Source organism: Gordonia sp. SCSIO 19800 (assembly GCF_018132775.1).
GTDB classification, from domain to species: Bacteria; Actinomycetota; Actinomycetes; order Mycobacteriales; family Mycobacteriaceae; genus Gordonia; species Gordonia hongkongensis.
This window is the reverse complement of sequence record NZ_JAGRQM010000025.1, coordinates 24276-44148: the sequence shown is the minus strand read 5'-3', so window position 1 is coordinate 44148 and position 19873 is coordinate 24276. Positions and strand designations below refer to the sequence as shown.

The window sequence follows — 19873 nt, the reverse complement described above, 5'->3', positions numbered from 1 at the left end:
CCCGACACTGACCATGATCACGAACATCTTGCTGGCATGGCATTCGAGGAGCCGATCGATCACAGCTTCGGCGCGACGCGGACGCTCAGAGTGCACTCAATCTGTGACAACGTATGCGACTGTGCCACTAACCAAGACAACTAGCGAGCAGCATCGACTGTCGGGCTGTTCAAAAGTGTCGGGCTCGTCATGAGACACCCGAATGAACCTGGGCCGCCCACCTCACTCGGGTCATGCCACGCCACGCTCGATGCGTGACAGCGATCACGGCAGTATCAGCGATCCGCAAAGGTCCATCAGTCGAACTGAATATGGACAAGGATGGCACTCGGCCGCCGGGGAGGACGGCGGGTGTCATCCTTGTCCATTTCTGCCTGCGATCGCCCGGAGCCCGAGACCGCCAACCCCTCCGGCTCCCGGACGCAGGCGTCTTTCAGAAGCTCTCAGATCGAGGTGGGCGGGCCACGCTGCCGCCCACCTCGCCTCACCACTCGGTGTCGCGGCCGCAGGTGCGCGATGCGAGCGGCGGTTCGGCTTGAACCAGGTACCCGGCGCCGAACGGTGGCGACCCCGCACGTGAGGGTAGGTAGCACCTGTTGCGGATCGCCGACCTGCGCGAAGACAGCATCGATTTCAGCGGCCAGCCAGGTGTCTTCGGCGTCGATCACGTCGACACATCCGGCTGGCGACGCAGCCGTGACGCAGCCCATCATCATCTCAGACCTCCCGGTACTGGGGTGACAGTGACGAACCACCTCCCCGGTCAGTCAGCCCGAGGCCGCCTCGGAGCCGGCGGTGATCTCCTGACGTCCGTCGCCGGAATGCTCGATGGCCACCTTGCGAGGCTTGGCTCTCTCGGCCACCGGGATCGTCACCGTGAGCACACCGTTGTCATAGGCAGCAGAGATCTTCGCCGGATCGACACCCTCACCCAGAGTGATCTGCCGACGATAGGTGCCGGCGAAACGCTCGTTGGCCAACCACTGCACACCCTCATCCGAGAGTGCGCTGCGATGCGCCGACAAGGTCAACACCCCGTTGTCGACGTTGAGATCGATCGAACCAGGATCAGCACCAGGCAGGTCGGCAATCAACGAATAGTGGTCGTCGACCTTGTACACATCGATCGGCATGAATCGCGGTGTACGTCGGCCAGCGCCGGACTCGCCGGTGAGAAGTCCTCGAGCCCAGTCATCAACCATGGAGAACGGATCGATACCCAGCATCGCAAACACCTCCTTGATCCACGGGTGCCGCCACGCTGACGGCACCACATCAACCATCACTGCGCGCCATCAGATTAGCACTCAACGCCAGTGAGTGCCAAGCATCTTTTCGATGATCAACGCACTCAGTCCTCCACCGGCACAACAGCACTCGCCCCAAGAGCAGAGCAGTAGTCCGCTTTCGGCATCGGGTGGCGATTCACCCAGACGAGTGCTATCTAGGAACACGACGTTCACCCCCGGCACGTTCCGACGACATGACCCAGGAAGGACCCAACCGATGTCGGCCCCCGCCCCTGAACTTCACCCGATCGTCTGGCCCGACCCCAGCCCGCTGCAGCACTGGTGGACCCACGTCATGGGCCGGCCACGTCTCCACCCGGATCAATCCGAAACACCGGTACCAGCCACACCCGGCACCCATGACCAGCAACGACGCACGCCCGGCCCGGCATTGACCGCCAGCATGGGTGCCCGCGGCCGCCACAGCATGCCTCGACAGCAGCTGGCTTCCGCTCGACGGCGCTGACCGCGTCACACACCTCTACGGCCGGGCCACGCCTCCCGAGGCGTAGTGACTTGGACGCCTCGAGCTCAGGGTGGCGTTTCGGGACGAGCGTCGGCCCTGCGACGACTCTTGTTGTCGCACAACCCCAATCCCACCACTTGGATCGAACTCGCAGTCATGACCTCTCGCAGCCTCACATTTCACCGTTACACCCCGCCCACCCCGCACCACGACCTACGGTGGGCCCTTGCCTACCTCATCACCCTGGCCGCCATCCTTGTATTCCTCACCACGTCGCAATGACACCTCGATCCCTGGCGGGTTTGCCGGCGCCGCGACAGACCACGTCCGTCCACGCCTCGGCCAGCCCTGGCCGGGCACCCCGACAGCGGGTGACGGCAGCGGTTCCCTCGAAACCCTCGACGACCTACCTCCGAACCCGCGCCGTATCCGGTTCGAGCAGCCGCGCAGGAAAGCCCTCACCGCACACCGTTGCGACAGGGGACATTCCGCGGCGCACCACCACCCGACTCGCCGCAATACTGGCCCCTCCGCGAGCCGCGCGTGCACGCGATCGGAGGCAGCGCGAAGCCACGCAAGAAGCCGAACGTCATGACCTTCTCGAGGACCGCCGCCGGTCCGATCTCACTCCTCCACGACACTCACACCGCCACCGCCGGGATGTCGGCCGCGTAGCGGATCACCGAGCCGACCCGGCCGAAGCGACGTTCGATGATCACAATCGCCTCCGCGAGCTGATCGGGGTCGTCGACGTCGGCGACGAATGCCGCGGTGTGCCCGTTGTTGCCGAGCATGAAAGGGAGAACCGCCGAGTACTCACTGCTGACGACAGCCAGCGGGATGTCGCGACGGAACAGGTCGTACGCGTGGTCGATGGCAGCAGGGTCGTCGAGGACGACGAGCGGGACCGAGGAGATGTGCTTGTTCTTTCTCATGTATCGAGAGTGAACTCGCAGGTTATGAGGGGGTTGACCGATCACTGTGAATTCGCTGGCAGCTACGCGTTGCCACCCCCCGGCCCGCGAGGTCACCGCACGAGTTGCTCGTCGAGAATGCTGGGGATGACTCCGCCGCGTCGGAGAAGCCGACGATCCAGATCGGTCTCGGCGGCCACCTGCGCGTCGAAACGCATCTCGGAACCGTCGACCCGTCGGACCACGACCGTCACCGTCCCGCGCTCGACGGCGTCGGCAGTCCCGTTGACGTGCAGTCGGTCTCCGGGCTGCAGGTCCTGCAACCCGCCGTCGACGTCAGCGGGGATGAGCAACGGCAGGACGCCGACACCGATCAGATTGGACCGATGAATCCGCTCGAAACTGCGCGCGAGCACGGCCCGCACTCCGAGAAGACGCACCAGCTTCGCCGCCCAGTCGCGCGAGCTGCCCATGCCGTACCGTTCCCCGGCGACGATCACCACTGCGTCGCCGGCGTCGGCATAGCGTCGGGCGGCTTCCGGGAGCAACACGACCTCGCCCGTGGGGGCGTGGACAGTGTGCGCGGGAGCCGCATCCGGTGCGAGCGCGTTGCGGACGTTCTTGTTCTGAAAGCCGCCCCGCAGCATGGCTTCCCAATTGCCGCGCCGGGAGGCGTAGACGTTCAGGTCGCCCGGTTCCGCACCCCGCTCCACGAGGTATCGACCGGTCGGGCTGTCGGGCTTGATCGCCCCGGCCGGGGAGATGTGGTCGGTGGTGATGTCGTCGCCGAGCACGAGCAGGGGATGCGCGGTGTACTCCCCGAGCATGGTGTGCGCGTAGCCGTCATCGGCGAAAGGAGGACGCCGCAGGGCCGTCGACGACGGGTCCCAGGGAAACAGCGGCCCATCCGGTGCATCGAGTGCGTCCCATGCCGGATTGCGGGACGCGGAGACGAAGTCGTCGACGACATCGCGCGGACGCCGCGCTGCATCGGTGAGCGCGTCGATCTCCTCCGGCGCGGGCCACAGATCAGCGAGCAGCACGTCCTGTCCGTCGGCGTCGACGCCGATCGGTTCCGAGGTGGGATCGATCGCCGCATCACCCGCGAGCGCGAAGACGATCACCATCGGCGGCGACATCAGCAGGCCCAGTTCGAGGTCCGGGTGTACGCGGCCGGGGAAGTTGCGGTTGCCGCTGAGAACAGCGACCGGCTTCCGGGTGCGCGACTCAGCCACCGCGGTGATCTCCGCCGCCAGCGGTCCCGAGTTGCCGATGCAGGTGGCACAACCGAATCCGACGATGTCGAAGCCGACCGCGGACAGGTCGTCAGTGAGACCGGCCCGCTCGAGCACGCCGGCGGCAGAGGGCGAACCCGGCGCGAGGGAGGTCTTCACATACTCCGGCACCCGCATCCCTCGCTCCCGTGCGCGGCGGGCGACCAGACCCGCGGCGATGAGGAGGCGCGCGTCAGAGGTGTTGGTACAGCTCGTGATCGACGCGATGGCAATCGGGAAGGCGGGCATCGGGATGTCGTCGTCACATCGAGAAGGCGCCTCGGCGTCGAAGGTCGCCGGCAACTCGGTCACCGGGACCAGGTCCTGCGGACGACGCGGACCGGCCACCGACGGGACCACCGCACCCAGGTCGATGTCGATCGTGCGGGTGAAACGCGGCTCGGCATCGGGGTCGAACCACAGTCCCAGCCGTCGTGTCACCGACTCGACGAGCTCGCAGTGTTCTGCGGTACGTCCGGTGTCGGCCAGGTATCGGACGGTCTGTGCGTCGACGGGGAAGAACCCGGTGGTGGCACCGTATTCCGGGGCCATGTTGGCGATCACCGCCCGTTCGCCCACCGTCAGTGCCGATACGCCCGGCCCGTAGAACTCGACGAACTCACCCGTGACCCCGATCTCGCGCAGACGGTGCGTGACTACCAGCGCGAGATCCGTGGCCAGCACGCCCGCGGAGAGCGTCCCGGTGAGGCGGACTCCGACGACCTCGGGGATCCGCAGTGTGGTCGGTATGCCGAACATCACCGTCTCGGCTTCCAGACCTCCTATGCCCCAGCCCAATACACCGAGCCCGTTGATCATGGGCGTGTGGCTGTCCGTACCGAGCATCATGTCGGGTACCGCATGGTCCATGCCACCGACCTTCTCCACCGTCACCACGGTGGCGAGCTGTTCGAGGTTGATCGTGTGCATGATCCCGGTACCCGGCGGGTTGATGTGCACGGTGTCCATCGTTGTCGACGCCCAGGCCAGGAAGCGATACCGCTCCGCGTTGCGGCGCATGTCGTGGGCGAGATTGGCCGCGGCGGCATCGCGGCGCGCGAACGACTCGACCGCGAGCGAATGGTCCACCGAGACCTCCACCGGCAGGCGGGGACTCAACGCCCTTGGATCCCCGCCTCGGGCGGCAACCGCGTCACGCATCGCGGCGATGTCGACGAGGGCGGGCGTGCTGGTGGTGTCGTGCATCAGCAACCGGCCCGGCACATACGGGATCTCGGCGTCGCTGGTGCCGGCGCGAAGCCAGCGGGTCATGTCGTCCAGGGCTCGATCGCGCGTCTCGGCGTCGGCATGGCGAGTCACGTTCTCGGCGAGTAGACGGACAACCGTGGGCCACTGCCGGTACACGTCGGACCCGACCCGCCGCTCGACATCGACCACCGGCAGATCGGGTTGCGCGCGGCGTTCAACTCCACTCATGGGTCCCACCATAGGTTATAACCTATAACTTGCACCACCGGTGCTATCATCGCGACGTCCGGCGCTGCCGGATCTCGACGTCCCATGACCACTGCCGGGAGGCCCGCCATGACTGCACCAGGCGGGATGTTCACCAAGAACGATTACGCATACGCCGAACTCCAGCGGCGGATCCTGACCGGAGTCCTGCCGGCTGGCGCGGTGATCCCCCAGGCCAAGCTGGCCGCCGAGATCGGCGTCAGCACGACTCCTCTTCGCGAGGCGATCCGCCGACTGTCCGCCGAGGGCATGGTCGAACTCGAGGCCCACCGAGACGCTCGGGTGACGCCCGTATCCGCCGATGAGGCGCGCCACCTCTACCAGGTACGCGAGAACCTCGACCCGCTGGCAGCGGCGCTCGCCGCACGGACGCGAACCGCGGCCGACATCGCGGCCGTCAGCAACGCCTTCGATCGACTGTCGCCCATCGCCAGCGCGTCCGATGTCGATGCCCTCGTCCGACACCGGGAATTCCATCGCACGGTGTACCGCGCTTCGGGCAACCCCGTTCTCATCGACATCCTCGAACGACTCTGGGACAAAGCAGATCGTTACCGAGTCATCGGCCTCTCCCACCGGGGCGATTCACCCGACGACCGGTCGCGGGTCACCGCCGAGCACCGGGCGATCATGGAGGCCGTCGCCGACGGTGACACCGAGCGTGCCGACGCGGTGATGCGCGAGCACATCGGCAACAGTCTCGGACGTCGTGCCATCGATGCGCTCACCGAGGACCCCGTCGCCGGCTGACCTGGCCGCTGCCCCACTTTCCCAGCCCCTGTGGCCTGCATCACCGTCATAGCTTATAATCTATAACTGTGCGACGCCGAGCGCGCGCGAAAAGCGCAAAACGATACTTATGCGCCCAAGCGTGACTGTGACGACGGTTACGCCAACACTTCCGATGTGACCACCGACGTGGTTGTCCTCACATCCGCAGCAGAATCGAGTCAGACGATGTTGGTAGCTCTCGGCCTCGGGACCCGACCCCGAACGAAGACGAGGACCGCATGACCCTGCCACCCCCCGGTACCGACGAGTCGGCCGACAAGACCCCGGCACCTCGCCCGCCGAGACGTGTTCCCACGCTCGTGAAGGCACTCGGCGCACTGGTCGCCGCGGCGATCGTCGTCGTCGGCGTCGTCGACGCGGCCGGTAGCGAGGGCGGCGCCGACGCGCGATCGCAATTGACCCTGATCGCGCCCGCGGCCGCCGGTGGTGGTTGGGACGGTGCGGCGCGCGAGATGCAGCAGGCGCTGCGAGCCCAGAACATCGTCAACAACTCGCAGGTCGTCAACATCCCCGGTGCCGGCGGCACGATCGGACTCAGCCAGTTCGCGGGGATGACCGGCGACGCCACCACGATCATGGTCATGGGCATCACGATGCTGGGCGCGATCAACATCAACGGGTCCGACGTGGATCTCGGAGACGTCACCCCCATCGCGCGGCTCGCCGACGACTACGACGTCGTCGTCGTACCGGCTGATTCTCCGATCACGACCATCGAAGAGCTGATGGCCGAATGGAAGAAGGACCCCAAGAACTTCACGTTCGGTGGCGGTTCGCTGGGCAGCGTCGACCAGATGATCATCAGCCAGATGGCTCGGGAGAACGGTATCGACCCCGCCGCGGTCAACTACATCGCCTACTCCGGTGGTGGCGAACTGGCGACCTCACTCATGTCCGGGACGATCAAGGCCTCGGTCAGTGGTTACGAGGATTTCGTCGACCAGATCACCGCCGGAAATCTACGCGCGCTGGCGATCTCGGCTCCCGAGCCGGTCCCATCCATCGATCTGCCGACCCTGTCCGAACTGGGTTACGACGTCACCCTCACCAACTGGCGCGGAGTGGTCGCACCGCCGGGCATCACCGATGACCAGCGCACCGAACTCGAGGCGATCGTCACCGAGGTCGTCGAATCACCCGAGTGGCGAGATGCACTGCAGCGCAACAACTGGTCCGACACGTTCACGCCGGGCAACGGATTCAACCAGGTCATCGACCAGCAATCGGAGTTCGTCCGCGGCATCTGGGCCGACCTCGGGTACTGACTGACCGCCCGTCGGCGAACCCGCACTGCACAACCCCTGCCCCACACGACATCACGGAGAACCCATGCCCATCCTCGTCGCTTTCGCCCACACCCCCGAAGGTCGAGCGGCCTTCGAACACGGCCGGCGCCTCGCGCGCAACGAGAGCTCTCAACTGATCGTCTTCGACATGGAAACCCCCGCTGTCGACGACGACGGTGGCATTCCCGAGCCCGACTTCGCCCCTGTCGAGAACGCCGGCAACAACACCGCGATTCGCTGGATCGGCCACCGTCGCGAGGACTCCGATCCGGCCGCCGAACTCATCGACGTCTCCGAGGAGTTGTCCGCCGATCTCATCGTCGTCGGCCTGCGGCGCCGGTCGCGCGTCGGGAAACTCCTGCTCGGCTCGAACGCACAGCGCATCCTCATCGACGCCGAGGTCCCGGTACTGGCAGTGAAGGCCGCCCATCATGACGACTGATAATGCGGCGGCACAACCCGCCGGCACGACGCTCGACGACGGACACGGATCGGACCGCGCGCGCCGACCGCTCACCGGACGAAGCGGTCTAATCGTCGCGGGCCTCATGCTCGCACTTGCCGTCTACCTGACCGCCGGCATCATCGGGATGGACATCCCGGGTAGCGCAGCGACTCCCGGACCCGCGTTCTTCCCGATCATCCTGACGGTCTGCGCCTACCTGATCGCCGGACTCCTGACCGTGCAGACCCTGCGTCACCCCGACGAGCCCGATCCCGACATCGTGCCGCCCGCGACCGGTCAGTGGCGAACGCAGAGTGACTGGCGCGCACTGGGTCTCGTCCTGGCCGGACTCATCGCCTTCACCGTGCTGCTGATCCCGCTGGGTTGGATCCTGTCCGCTGCGCTGCTGTTCTGGATCGTCGCCCACGCCATGGGTTCCACCCGTCCGGTCCTCGACATCGCGGTGTCGCTCGTCGTCTCCTGTGCGGTGCAGGCGTTCTTCTCGGCGGGTCTCGGGCTGAACCTCCCCGCCGGCATCCTGGGAGGGCTGTTCTGATGGACAACGTCTCACTCCTGCTGGAGGGTTTCTCCCAGGCGCTCACCCCGATGAACCTGCTCTGGGTCTTCATCGGCGCGCTGCTCGGTACCGCGGTGGGTGTGCTCCCGGGCCTCGGCTCGGCGATGGCCGTCGCACTGCTGCTGCCGGTGACCTTCACCCTCGACCCCACCGCCGCGTTCATCATGTTCGCGGGCGTCTACTTCGGCGGCCTGTTCGGCGACTCGACCATGGGCATCCTGATGAACACGCCCGGCGGGTCCACCGCCATCGCAACATCATTCGAGGGCCATCGGATGGCCAAACGCGGGCGCGCCGCCCAAGCCCTCGCCACCGCCGCGATCGGCGCCTTCATCGGCGGCATGATCGCGACGACCATCGTCGTGTTCTTCGCACCCAAGCTCGCCGATCTCGCCATTCAATTCGGTCCCGCCGAATACTTCGCCCTCGCCGTCTTCGCCTTCATCGCGATTGCCTCGGTGGTCTCCGACTCCGTCATCAAGGGTCTGACCGGACTCCTCATCGGGCTGATCCTCGCGGTCATCGGGATCGACGGCATCTCGGGCACCCAGCGCTTCACGATGGGCGCGCCCGAGTTGTTCGATGGCATCAGCATCATCGTCATCACCGTCGGCACCCTGGCCCTGGGCGAGGTCCTCTACGTCGCCTCCCGCATCCACCGCACGCGTGCGCCGGACGCGGACGCCGTCATCGGGCGGCCCTTCCTCAAGCGCGCCGAGTTCCGCGAGGCGCTTCCGGCGTGGTTGCGCGGCACCGGCTTCGGCGTCCCCTTCGGCGTCATCCCGGTCGGCGGCGCGGAGGTGCCGACGTTCCTCGCCTACGGAACCGAGCGTCGTCTCGACCGCAAACGACCCGACCCCCAGTTCGGACAGGGCGCCATCCGCGGCGTCGCGGGACCGGAGGCGGCGGGCAACGCGACGTCGGGCACCGCGATGGGAGCGCTGCTCGCGATGGGTCTGCCCACCTCCGCCACCGCGGCGATCATGCTGGCCGCATTCCAGCAGTACGGCCTGCAGCCCGGCCCCCTGCTCTTCGAACGCAACGCCGATCTCGTCTGGACGCTCATCGCCAGCCTGTTCATCGGCCTGGTCATGCTGCTGATCCTCAACATGCCGTTCGCCGCCATCTGGGCGAAACTGCTGCTGATCCCCAGGCACTACCTCTACGCGGGGATCGCGGTGTTCTGCGTGCTCGGTGTCTACGCGACCTCGGCCGCGATCACCGACCTCATCCTGGTCATCGCCATCGCCTTCGTCGGATATCTGTTGCGACGCTATGGTTTCCCGCTCGCCCCCGTCATGATCGGCGTCGTCCTCGGCCCCCTTGCCGAGACCAGCCTGCGCAACGCGATGATGTCGAGTGGTGGCGATCCGAGCGTGCTGGTCGGCAGCGCGATCACCTGGGTCCTCTACGGAGTCCTGGCCGTCGTCGTCCTGTTCACCGCGTTCCGCCGCCTGCGGATGCGCACGCGTCAGGACACCTGATGCGACAGCAGTTCGTCCCCCGCTTCTCGCCCGCCCTCACCGAAAGTCAGCCGCCGATGCCCATGCGCACCACCACCGACCGCGCACTCATCCGCTCCCGCTTCCTCGCCGTCGACGTCGCGAACGTCGCCGACGTCCTCGACGACCTGGGCCACCGTGATCAGGCGCTCGCCACCGACATCAGGTGTGTGGCCGGACGCGAACGGCTGGCCGGGTGGGCGTTCACCATCTCGGGCGCGATGAGCGCCGCCCCGGGACGGGACCCGCTGAAAGCGCAGGCGTGCAGCCAGATCGGCCCGGACGAGGTCTCCGTGTGGCAGGGGAACGGCCGGGGCGTCTGTTACTTCGGTGAACTCGTCGCGATCGGCATGATGCAGCGGGGCTCCGTCGGCGCAGTGGTCGACGGCGGTGTGCGCGACAAGAGATGGCTCCACGAGATCGGTTTCACGACGTTCTCCTGCTATCCGACCTCGGTGCAGACCAGCGGCCGTTGGCGCGTCGAGACGTGGCAGCAACCCGTCACCATGCCGGGCGCATCCGGGCAACCGGTCGTCATCGAGCCCGGCGACTTCGTCCTCGGCGACGACGACGGTGTCATCGTCATCCCCGCCGGGATCGCCGACGTCGTGCTCGAGGCAGCGGAGACCATGACGGAGAAGGAGATCGACGTCCGTGCCGCCATCCGCAACGGCATGACCCTCGCCGACGCGATGGCGGAGTTCGGACGGTTCTGATCCCGCACTCTGCGGCGTCACCTCCGCCCCACGGTCACTTCTTCGCGAGAGCCGCCCGGTAACCGAGGAACCCGACGTAACCGGCCAGCCCGGCCAGGCCCAGCCGGCGGGTCCGCGGCGACACCAGTGCGAGGCCAATAGCGGTCTCGCAGGCACCGTTGCGGTAGGTCCAGGTGGTGGTGTCGTCGGGGAATACCGGCTCGGTGATAGGGCCGAAGATCTCGGGCTTGATGAAGTGCGCAACCCCGGTGGCGGCCAGTCCCCCGCCCAGCAGCGAAACAGCGTCGAGTGATCCCTTGCGAGTTGCCATCAGAGTGTTCCCCTTCGTCGTCGTCGACTCTCCCCGGTGATCGTAGGCGTCGTTCCATTCCGGTTCGACGTCGACGGGCCGCTATCTCGCCGTCGGGACGGTGAGCCCGCGAGCTGCCTCGTCGAGATCTCCGGTGTCGCCGTACTCGTACGCGCGGCGCCCGGCGACGAAGACGTACGCCATGAACAGCGTCCACGCCGTCACACCGATGCCGATCCGGGCCCAGGTCGGTAGCGGGGACGGCGTGACGAACGCTTCGATGACCCCGCACAGCAGCAGCACGACGACCAGACCCAGCGCGACACCGACCGCTGCCCGGCCCTCCTCCCCGAGAGCCGTTGCACGCGTTCGATTCCCCGGCGCCACCCAGGCCCAGAAGATCCGCAGGCCCACGCCCGCGGCGACGAACAGGCAGGTCAGTTCGAGCATTCCGTGCGGCAGGATCAGTCCGAAGAACAGGTCACCACGACCGTGCCGGATCATGATCGACGCCACGACGACCAGATTGAGGATGTTCGTGTAGAGCATCCAGATCACGGGGAACCCGAAGACCCCCAACGCGATACACAGCGCGGCCAGCCAGAAGTTGTTGGTCCACACGCGAGCGGCGAACGAGGTCGCCTCGTATTCGCTGTAGTAGTTCTCGAAGTCGTTGGTGACGAGACGCTCGATCTCCGCGGGCGATGCGAACGAACTCTCGATCCGCGGGTGCGCCAGGACCCACCACGTCATGATCACGGCCGCACCGAGCGAGCCGCCCATCACCGAGAGCCACCACCAGCGCATCCGGTACAGGGCCGCGGGGAACGACCGGGTGAAGAACTCGATCACCGTCGCCGGCGTGCTGACCCGGGTTCCGGTCGCGCGACCGCGGGCGCGGGCCAGGAGGCCCGACAGGTATGCCACCAGCGAGGCATCGGGCGCCGTCGACCGGATGACCGACAGGTGGGTGGCCACCCGCTGGTAGGTGTCGATCATCTCGTCGGCCTCGGCACCGGTGAGTCGGCGGCGCCGCGAGAGCGCATCGAGCCGCTCCCACGTCGCGCGGTGCGCGGACACATAGGCGTCGAGATCCACTCGGCCAGCGTATCGGGCATTCTCACCTCCGCGGCACGTGTCATTCAGCGGACGTCGGGGCTGTGAGTTCCCGATGCCCTGTCGACGAATTGCGTCGTAGGGTGAGGCGTGATGTCTCGTCCAGTGCCGCCTCGGCCCCCCGCGGGCCCGGGCGCACCCGTCGCCGGCCGACCCGGGCCGGTCGCATGGGGCGCGGGCGCCACGACGACGGTCGGCGTCGGACGCAACGACCTCGTCTCCGGCGAGGCGGTCGCTCTCGCACTCCCGCCGGCGAACCTGGGCTACCGGATTCTCTCCGGCATCATCGACGTCCTGCTGGGGTTCGGACTGTGGCTGTTCCTGTGGTGGTTGTCGTTCAAGGTCGCCGGCGAGGCGAGCGAGGCGTGGCGGGGAACCATCAACACCCTGATCCCGATCGTCGCCGTCGTCGCACTCCCGACCCTGCTGGAGACCGTGACCCCGGGGAAGACCGTGGGACACCTCGTCCTGGGCCTCCGAACAGTCCGCGATGACGCGGGCCCGACCGGGTTCCGTCACTCCCTGACCCGAGCACTAGTCGGCTTCGTCGAACTGTATGCGTGCCTGGGACTCCCAGCGCTGATCTCGGCGGCCATCTCGCGCAAGAGCAAGCGACTGGGCGACCTGCTCGCCGGGACCTACGTCATCCGCGACCGCCACCGACTCGTCGAGCAGGCACCCATCGAGATGCCGCCCGGCCTGCACTCGTGGGCCGTGTCCGCCGACATGGCCGCCCTCCCCGACCCACTCGCGGTGATCATCCGCCAGTTCCTCAACGGCCGCCACGGCATGAAGCCCGAGCCGAGAGCCCATGCCGCCCGGAGGATCGTGTTCGACGTCGCGCCGTTCGTCGCACCCGCTCCCCCGCCCGGCGCCCCGTTCGAAGACGTGTTGTCGGCGATCATGGCCGAGCGCCGCCGCCGCGACACCGAACGGCTCGCGCGCGAAGCCGCACTGCGCCAACGTCTCCTGCGCTGATCTGTGCTGCGACCCGCCGAGGCGGCGCGGCGCACCCGGATCCCGGTTACTCTGCTACGGGTGACGTTGCCCACCCTTCTTGCGAAGGACACGAGATCGATCGGCGGCCGACGGCTTCTCGCCGCGGTCGTCGGAGTCGCGTTGACCTTCGCCACGGTGCTGACCGTGCAGGCTCCCGCCAGGGCGGGAGGTCCGGGGCCGGATTCGCCGGCCGGTGTTCACGTGGTCCCGCGCATCGTCGACTCCGAGACCGTGACGGACCCGGTCATCGCACTCCCCCAAGCGGGTTCGACATTGCGCGTGCGATACAGCTCGACGTCCATCCGCGGTCTCCCGACGGAGATGACCGGCACGCTGCTCACACCGTCGACGCGGCCGCCCGCCGGGGGTTGGCCGCTCGCCGTGTGGAATCACATGACGGTCGGCGCTGCAGACCGATGCGCGCCGTCGCAGGCCAATGCCGGTCATTCCGAACTTCCCCGCATGACGTCAGGTGACGGCATCGTCGGCCGGTTGCTCGACGCCGGATTCGCCGTGGCACGGCCCGACTTCGAGGGTATCGGCGGGCCCGGGCCGCACCCGTATCTCATCGGCGACTCGCTGGCGCGATCGACGGTCGACATGGCGCTGGCTGTCGCGTATCACGACCGACGGATCGGCCGCGACGTCGTCGTGGCCGGGCATTCCGAGGGCGCCGTCGCCGCCTTGGCCGCCGCGGCGCGGCCGTTATCGGAATGGGGCGACCTCCGACTCCGCGCGGTGTCGGCACTCGCACCGCCGACGCAGGTGGCCGCGCTCCTCGATGGGGCGTCCCACGTTCCGGTGTCCGGTCCCGCGATCAACGAACTGATGGGATTGGCCGCTCTCATCGGATATGGCGCGGCCGCAGCCGATCCCGAGTTCGACGAGTTGATGTCCAACGGCGGGCTCAGCGCGGCGGCGAGCAGGCTCCGTCCGCAGGTCGAGGCCCGCTGCTACGCCGACCTGACCTCACCGGACTCGTTTGGCGGCCTCGCACCGGCCCAGCTCCTGGGACCGCGCGGCGACGAGATGAAGTCCGCATTGTTGAAAGTGCTGCGCGACAACGACGTCGACCGACTGCGTTTTGATCGGGGGCTACCGGTCCGCATCGACTCGGGCACCGTCGACACCGTGTCGCCGCAACCGCTGGTGTCCGGCTTGGTGCAGACCTATCGGCGCGCCGGGGTGCGCGTCACGTACTCCGACCGGTTCACCGGGCATGCGGGCGTGGCCACCGACCGCGACAATGCCGAGACGATCGCGGCGTGGCTCATCGCGCAGGTCTGAGGACGTTCGACGACACCCGGACTTCAACTCGACCGCCAGACTTCGATCGAGGTCTGGCGGTCGAGTTGAGGTCTGCAGATGAGTTCTTCGGCGGTCGCGACCGGTGGGCTCGCGGCCGACTCTCGAGAGTCTTACGTCAGATCGGTTGAGCTCTTCCCCAACACGCGCCGGGCGATGATCAGCTGCTGGATCTGCTGGGTTCCCTCGAAGATGTCGAGGATCTTCGAGTCACGCGCCCACTTCTCCACCAGTGACGTCTCGGAATAGCCTGCCGTGGAACCGATCTCGACGGTCTTGTTGGTGATGTCGGTGACGGTCCGACCGGCTTTCGCCTTCGACATCGATGCCTCGGTCGAGTTGGGCTGCTTGTTGTCTGCCATCCACGCCGCCCGCACCGTGTGCAACCACGAGGCCTCCCAATCGGATTCGAGGCGGATGAACTCGGCGACGGTGGCGTGCTGCGACGACGCGGGACGGTCGTAGTCGATCTCGTGACCCGCTTCCTCCAGCATCCGACGCAGCTCCTCCAGGGAGGCGCGACCGAGCCCGATGGCCATCGCGGCGACCACCGGACGAGTGTTGTCGAAGGTCTGCATGACCCCGCCGAAGGCCTTCTTGGTGTCGATCTCCGGCGAGCCGAGCAGGTTCTCGGCGGGGACCCGCGCGTTCTCGAACCGGATGACGGCCGTGTCGGAGGCCTTGATGCCCAGCTTGTGCTCGAGGCGGGCCACGGTGACGCCCTCGGTGGTCATCGGCACGACGAAGCTCTTGATGGCCGCGCGTCCGACGCTCTTGTCGATGGTCGCCCACACGACGACGTGGTCGGCGCGCGATCCCGCGGTCACGAAGATCTTCTCGCCGTTCAGGATGTACTCGTCGCCATCGAGGGTCGCGGTCGTGGAGACCGCCGCCGAATCGGAACCGAAGCTCGGTTCGGTGATGGCCATCGCCGCCCATACGTCGCCGAAGCGTTCGAGCTGCTCGGGGTTCGCCACGGCCGCGATCGCGGCATTGCCCAGGCCCTGACCGGGAATGGAGAGCAGCAGGCCCACGTCGCCCCAGCTCATCTCCAGAGCCGACAGGAGGCCGCGCATGTTCGCGCCGTTCACCGACGGAGCGTCGGAGGCGGACTTCTCGGCGTCGGCGGACTTCTCCGTGGAGCGACTCTGCTTGGCGAGCTTCGCCAGTTCGTCGAGTTCGACCGGGTACTCGTGCTCGGCCTGGTCGTACTTGCGCGAGATCGGCCGGAAGAGGTGCTCGGCAGCCATGTGGGTGCGCTCGACCGTCGAATCGAACTTCTTCGGGAGCTCCAGGTTGATCGCCATGGCAGTACCTTACTGCGCAGTAAGTTCGTTGCCAAGTCCCGGTTCGTGACCGAAGCCGAATAATGTGGACCGGTGGCGTACGACGAGGAACTGGCCTACCGCATCCGTGCTCTGCTGGCGACCGAGTGCGGCCTCGACGAGAAGCGCATGTTCGGCGGGCTGGCCTTTCTGATCAACGGCAACATGGCCGTCGCTGCCAGCGGCAAGGGCGGGATCATGGTGCGCGTCGCACCCGAGGAGACCGAGAGCCTCCTCGAGTACCCGCACACCCGGCCGATGGTGATGTCGGAACGCGAGCTCCGGGGATGGCTACGCGTCGACGACGCCGGCATCGCCACCGACCGCCAGCTCTCCCGCTGGATTGCGATCGGTTCGAACTACGCGCGGAAGTTGCCGCCGAAGTAGATACGACCGGCCTAGGATCCCTGAGGAGCGAGCGTCGATCTCTGGTCCCTGAGGTGCGAGGAGCGAAAGCGACGAGCCACGAAGGGCCTGGTGAGACACCTTGCGAGCCCTTCGTGGCTCGCTTCGCTCGCACCTCAGGGAGCATGAGTACGGCCCACTCGGATCAGAGAGGTGCCGTCAGGGAACGATGTTCACCATCCGACCGGGCACCACGATGACCTTGCGGGGTTCGGCGCCGTCGAGGAGCGCGACGATCTTCTCGTCGGCGAGCGCGGCGGCACGCAGGGTCTCCTCGTCGGCGTCGGCCGGGACGGTGATCCGACTGCGGACCTTGCCCTTGACCTGAACCGGGATCTCGACGGTGTCCTCGACCAGCCACTCCTCATCGGCGACCGGGAATGCGGTCCGCACCACCAGGGTCTCCCGACCCAGCCGGTGCCACAGCTCCTCGGCGATGTGCGGGGCCAGGGGAGCCAGCATGATCACCAGCGCCTCGACGGCCTCCCGCGGGGCGCCGGTCTTCTCGAAGTTCTTGGTGAGGTGGTTGGTCAGCACCGTGAGCTTGGCGACCGCCGTGTTGTTGCGCAACGCGTCGTAGTCCTCGCGGACGCCGGCGATCGTCTTGTGCAGCAACCGTTTCGTGTCGTCGTCGAGCTCGGTGTCGGCGACCCGGAGCGCACCGGACTCCTCGTCGACGACGAGTCGCCAGATGCGCTGCAGGAATCGCTGCGACCCCACCACGTCCTTGGTGGCCCACGGCCGTGACTGGTCGAGCGGACCCATGAACATCTCGTAGACGCGCAGCGTGTCGGCACCGTAGTCGCGGCAGATGTCGTCGGGCGCCACCGAGTTCTTCAGGGACTTGCCCATCTTGCCGTACTCCCGGCGAACCTTCTCACCGTTGTAGAAGAACTCGCCGTTCTCTTCGGTGACCTCTTCGGCGGGCACATAGATGCCGCGCGAATCGGTGTAGGCGTACGCCTGGATCATGCCCTGGTTGAACAGCTTTCGGTACGGTTCGCGACTCGTGACGTATCCGAGGTCGAAGAGGACCTTGTGCCAGAACCGCGAGTACAGCAGGTGCAGCACCGCGTGCTCGACGCCACCGATGTAGAGGTCGAGGCCACCCGGGTCGTTCTCGCCGTGCAGTGCCGGCCGGGGCCCCATCCAGTACGCCTCGTTCTCCTTGGCGCACAGGGTTTCCGAGTTGGTGGGGTCGATGTAGCGCAGCTGGTACCACGAACTGCCCGCCCACTGGGGCATGACATTGGCGTCCCGAGTGTAGGTCTGCACGCCGTCGCCCAGGTCGAGTTCCACCGTCATCCACTCGGTGGCCTTCGCCAGCGGAGGCGACGGCTCGCTGTCCGCGTCGTCGGGGTCGAAGGACACCGGCGCATAGTCGTCGACCTCCGGAAGCTCCACCGGCAGCATCGATTCCGGCAGCGCGTGGGGTTGGCCGGCGGCGTCGTAGACGATCGGGAAGGGTTCGCCCCAGTAACGCTGACGGGCGAACAGCCAGTCGCGCAGCTTGTATTGGATTCTCCCGGTGCCCATACCGTCGGCTTCGAGACGTTCGACGATCGCCGCCTTCGCGTCCTCGACATTGCGACCGTCGAGGAACCCGGAGTTCACCAGGGGTCCGTCGCCCACGTACGCCTCGGTGGCGATGTCGGTGTCGGAGCCGATCACCTCGCGGATCGGCAGTCCGAACACCGTCGCGAACTCATGGTCGCGGGCGTCGTGGGCCGGGACCGCCATGATCGCGCCGGTGCCGTAGCCCATGAGGACGTAGTCGGCGACGAAGACCGGAACCTGCTCTCCGTTCACGGGATTGACGGCGAAGCTCCCGGTGAAGACACCCGTCTTCTCCTTGTTCTCCTGGCGCTCGAGGTCGGACTTCGCGGCGATCGACGCGCGGTACTCCGCGATCGCGGCCGCGGGGTCGGCCCCGCCGCGGGTCCAGCGATCATCGGTGCCCTCGGGCCATGCTCCGGTGATGAGGTCGCCGACGAGCGGATGCTCGGGCGCGAGAACCATGTAGGTGGCGCCGAACAGGGTGTCGGGACGGGTGGTGAACACCTCGATGCCGCCGACGCCGGGCACGTCGAAGCGAACCTGGGCACCGCGCGAGCGTCCGATCCAGTTGCGCTGCATGGTCTTGACCTTGTCCGGCCAGTCCAGCAGATCCAGGTCGTCGAGCAACCGGTCGGAGTACGCGGTGATCCGCATCATCCACTGCCGCAGATGCTTCCGGAACACCGGGAAGTTGCCGCGGTCACTGCGGCCGTCGGCGGTGACCTCCTCGTTGGCCAGCACGGTGCCCAGTCCGGGGCACCAGTTCACCAGCGAATCACTCAGGTACACCAGGCGATGGTCGTCGAGGATCTCGGTGCGCTCGGCGGGGGAGAGGTCGGCCCAGCGGCGCCCCTCATGCTTTCCACCCAATGCTCGTGCACCCGAAGCGAATTCGTCGACCAGCTCGGAGATGAGCCGAGCCTTGCCCTGGTCGGTGTCGTACCAGGCGTTGTAGATCTGCAGGAAGATCCACTGGGTCCACCGGTAGAAGTCCACGTCCGTGGTGGCCACCCGACGGCGCTCGTCGTGGCCCAGCCCGAGCCGTCGGATCTGGCCCAGGTAGCGCTCGATGTTCTGCTCGGTGGTGGTGCGCGGATGGGTGCCGGTCTGCACAGCGTATTGCTCGGCGGGCAGGCCGAACGAGTCGAAGCCCATCGTGTGCAGCACGTTCTTGCCGGTCATCCGCTGGTAGCGCGCGAAGACATCGCTCGCGATGAAGCCGAGCGGGTGGCCGACATGCAGGCCTGCGCCGGACGGGTAGGGGAACATGTCCTGCACAAAGAGCTTGTCGGCGGCGTCGGCGTCCCCGCCGCCGAAGGCGGACAGGTCACCGGCGAGCGGCCCGACGGGATTCGGCGCCTCGTAGGCGTGCTCGTCGGACCAGGTCTGCTGCCAGCGCTGCTCGATCTCGCCGGCGACCGCCGCCGTGTAGCGGTGGGCGGTCGTGCCGGCGGTGTCGCCGCTCGTCTTCTCGGCTGAAGTCACGCGACCAGGGTAAATCCTGTCCGTCGCCGCCCCCAATCCGGTCGCCTCCGACGTGGGCGGCACCGGCTCGTCAGATACCGATTCACTTCGGTACGACGCACGGTCGTATGCTGTGGGTCGTGAATGCCGTGTCCGTCGCCGTTGCCGTACTGCTCTTCGTGCTGGCCGGACTCTGGGCGGTGGTAGGAATCCGCGGACTCCGCGGCACCCTCCCGCGCAATCGTTGGATCGGCGTTCGCTCCGCGGAGACCATGCGGTCCGACGAGGCTTTCCGCATCGCCAACCGCATCGCCGGACCGGGCACTCTCGGCGCGTCGGTGATCCTCACGCTGGGGGCCGTCGCGACCCTTGCCGTCCCGGGCGGGTGGGCACTGGCCTTCGGACTCGTCGCGCTGGTGGCCGCGCTCGTGGTGGTCGGACTGGTCAGCGGGATCGGGGTACGCGCCGCTGCAGCCGTACCCGCCGACGACGAGGGCTGTTCCTGCTGTTCCGGCGGCGACGCCCACAGCCATGCCGCCGACGAGAACCCCTCGGCCCCGGCGGCCGACTGCGGCACCAGCAGCTGCGGTGCCTGCTCGTTGCGCGGCGTCTGCGCAGGCGACTCGGCCCAGGCCTGAGGCGGCCGGCGTCGTCTCACATCACTGATCTCGGGGCA

Annotated in this window: 18 protein-coding genes; 11 read left to right on the top strand and 7 right to left on the bottom strand. The window is 67.3% G+C overall.

The features are described 5' to 3' along the window. Positions 1 to 767: 767 nt before the first annotated feature. On the bottom strand, positions 768 to 1226 hold the full coding sequence (locus KB201_RS21570) for an Hsp20/alpha crystallin family protein (protein WP_065631143.1): 459 nt from the start codon (positions 1224 to 1226) through the stop codon (positions 768 to 770). 685 nt (positions 1227 to 1911) lie between these two features. Between KB201_RS21570 and KB201_RS25115 the strand changes: the two genes are divergently transcribed. Beyond that, positions 1912 to 2037, top strand: coding sequence for a hypothetical protein (locus tag KB201_RS25115; protein ID WP_269434039.1), 126 nt, complete (start codon positions 1912 to 1914; stop codon positions 2035 to 2037). Between the two features lie 359 nt (positions 2038 to 2396). Here the strand turns inward: KB201_RS25115 and KB201_RS21565 are convergent, their stop codons facing one another. After that, on the bottom strand, positions 2397 to 2690 hold the full coding sequence (locus tag KB201_RS21565; protein ID WP_058253737.1) for a hypothetical protein: 294 nt from the start codon (positions 2688 to 2690) through the stop codon (positions 2397 to 2399). 92 nt (positions 2691 to 2782) lie between these two features. Beyond that, complete coding sequence (acnA, locus tag KB201_RS21560; RefSeq protein WP_211540417.1) at positions 2783 to 5380, bottom strand: aconitate hydratase AcnA; 2598 nt, start codon at positions 5378 to 5380, stop codon at positions 2783 to 2785. Positions 5381 to 5488: 108 nt separating this feature from the next. On the opposite strand from acnA, the gene KB201_RS21555 reads away from it, so the two are divergent. The 6 genes from KB201_RS21555 to KB201_RS21530 all read left to right on the top strand — a co-directional run bounded on the left by KB201_RS21555 (position 5489) and on the right by KB201_RS21530 (position 10737). Then, on the top strand, positions 5489 to 6169 hold the full coding sequence (locus tag KB201_RS21555) for a GntR family transcriptional regulator (RefSeq protein ID WP_211540416.1): 681 nt from the start codon (positions 5489 to 5491) through the stop codon (positions 6167 to 6169). A gap of 260 nt (positions 6170 to 6429) precedes the next feature. Further along, positions 6430 to 7476, top strand: coding sequence for a tripartite tricarboxylate transporter substrate binding protein (locus KB201_RS21550; protein WP_211540415.1), 1047 nt, complete (start codon positions 6430 to 6432; stop codon positions 7474 to 7476). A 64-nt stretch (positions 7477 to 7540) separates the two neighbouring features. Beyond that, positions 7541 to 7939, top strand: coding sequence for a universal stress protein (locus KB201_RS21545; RefSeq protein ID WP_211540414.1), 399 nt, complete (start codon positions 7541 to 7543; stop codon positions 7937 to 7939). Continuing rightward, complete coding sequence (locus KB201_RS21540; RefSeq protein WP_211540412.1) at positions 7929 to 8498, top strand: tripartite tricarboxylate transporter TctB family protein; 570 nt, start codon at positions 7929 to 7931, stop codon at positions 8496 to 8498. Before KB201_RS21545 ends, KB201_RS21540 begins: the two co-directional genes overlap by 11 nt. Continuing rightward, the gene (locus KB201_RS21535; protein ID WP_211540410.1) at positions 8498 to 10003 is read left to right on the top strand and encodes a tripartite tricarboxylate transporter permease; all 1506 of its coding nucleotides are present in this window, start codon (positions 8498 to 8500) and stop codon (positions 10001 to 10003) included. Before KB201_RS21540 ends, KB201_RS21535 begins: the two co-directional genes overlap by 1 nt. Next, positions 10003 to 10737 carry an RraA family protein gene (locus KB201_RS21530; RefSeq protein WP_249146254.1) on the top strand — a complete coding sequence of 245 codons (735 nt, stop codon included), beginning with the start codon at positions 10003 to 10005 and terminating at the stop codon, positions 10735 to 10737. The genes KB201_RS21535 and KB201_RS21530 overlap by 1 nt, the downstream gene beginning before the upstream one ends. Before the next feature lie 34 nt (positions 10738 to 10771). Here KB201_RS21530 and KB201_RS21525 read toward each other — a convergent pair whose 3' ends face one another. Together KB201_RS21525 and KB201_RS21520 are read right to left on the bottom strand one after the other, a co-directional pair. Next, a complete protein-coding gene (locus tag KB201_RS21525) occupies positions 10772 to 11047 on the bottom strand; it encodes a hypothetical protein (RefSeq protein ID WP_159371745.1) in 276 nt (91 codons plus the stop codon). 81 nt (positions 11048 to 11128) lie between these two features. Continuing rightward, on the bottom strand, positions 11129 to 12124 hold the full coding sequence (locus KB201_RS21520; RefSeq protein ID WP_211540408.1) for a stage II sporulation protein M: 996 nt from the start codon (positions 12122 to 12124) through the stop codon (positions 11129 to 11131). A gap of 111 nt (positions 12125 to 12235) precedes the next feature. Between KB201_RS21520 and KB201_RS21515 the strand changes: the two genes are divergently transcribed. Together KB201_RS21515 and KB201_RS21510 are read left to right on the top strand one after the other, a co-directional pair. Further along, the gene (locus KB201_RS21515) at positions 12236 to 13120 is read left to right on the top strand and encodes an RDD family protein (RefSeq protein ID WP_211540406.1); all 885 of its coding nucleotides are present in this window, start codon (positions 12236 to 12238) and stop codon (positions 13118 to 13120) included. Between the two features lie 60 nt (positions 13121 to 13180). Further along, positions 13181 to 14428 carry a lipase family protein gene (locus KB201_RS21510; RefSeq protein WP_307848111.1) on the top strand — a complete coding sequence of 416 codons (1248 nt, stop codon included), beginning with the start codon at positions 13181 to 13183 and terminating at the stop codon, positions 14426 to 14428. Positions 14429 to 14559: 131 nt separating this feature from the next. Here the strand turns inward: KB201_RS21510 and KB201_RS21505 are convergent, their stop codons facing one another. After that, positions 14560 to 15753, bottom strand: coding sequence for an acyl-CoA dehydrogenase family protein (locus tag KB201_RS21505; protein WP_205333770.1), 1194 nt, complete (start codon positions 15751 to 15753; stop codon positions 14560 to 14562). A gap of 72 nt (positions 15754 to 15825) precedes the next feature. Here KB201_RS21505 and KB201_RS21500 point away from each other — a divergent pair, with 72 nt between their 5' ends. Beyond that, positions 15826 to 16158: a TfoX/Sxy family protein gene (locus KB201_RS21500; RefSeq protein WP_065630869.1), complete on the top strand. Its 333-nt coding sequence runs from the start codon at positions 15826 to 15828 to the stop codon at positions 16156 to 16158. Between the two features lie 177 nt (positions 16159 to 16335). On the opposite strand, the gene leuS is transcribed toward KB201_RS21500, so the two are convergent. Next, on the bottom strand, positions 16336 to 19218 hold the full coding sequence (gene leuS / locus KB201_RS21495) for a leucine--tRNA ligase (RefSeq protein ID WP_078113892.1): 2883 nt from the start codon (positions 19216 to 19218) through the stop codon (positions 16336 to 16338). A gap of 107 nt (positions 19219 to 19325) precedes the next feature. Here leuS and KB201_RS21490 point away from each other — a divergent pair, with 107 nt between their 5' ends. Further along, a complete protein-coding gene (locus KB201_RS21490) occupies positions 19326 to 19835 on the top strand; it encodes an SdpI family protein (RefSeq protein WP_211540405.1) in 510 nt (169 codons plus the stop codon). Positions 19836 to 19873: the final 38 nt, after the last annotated feature.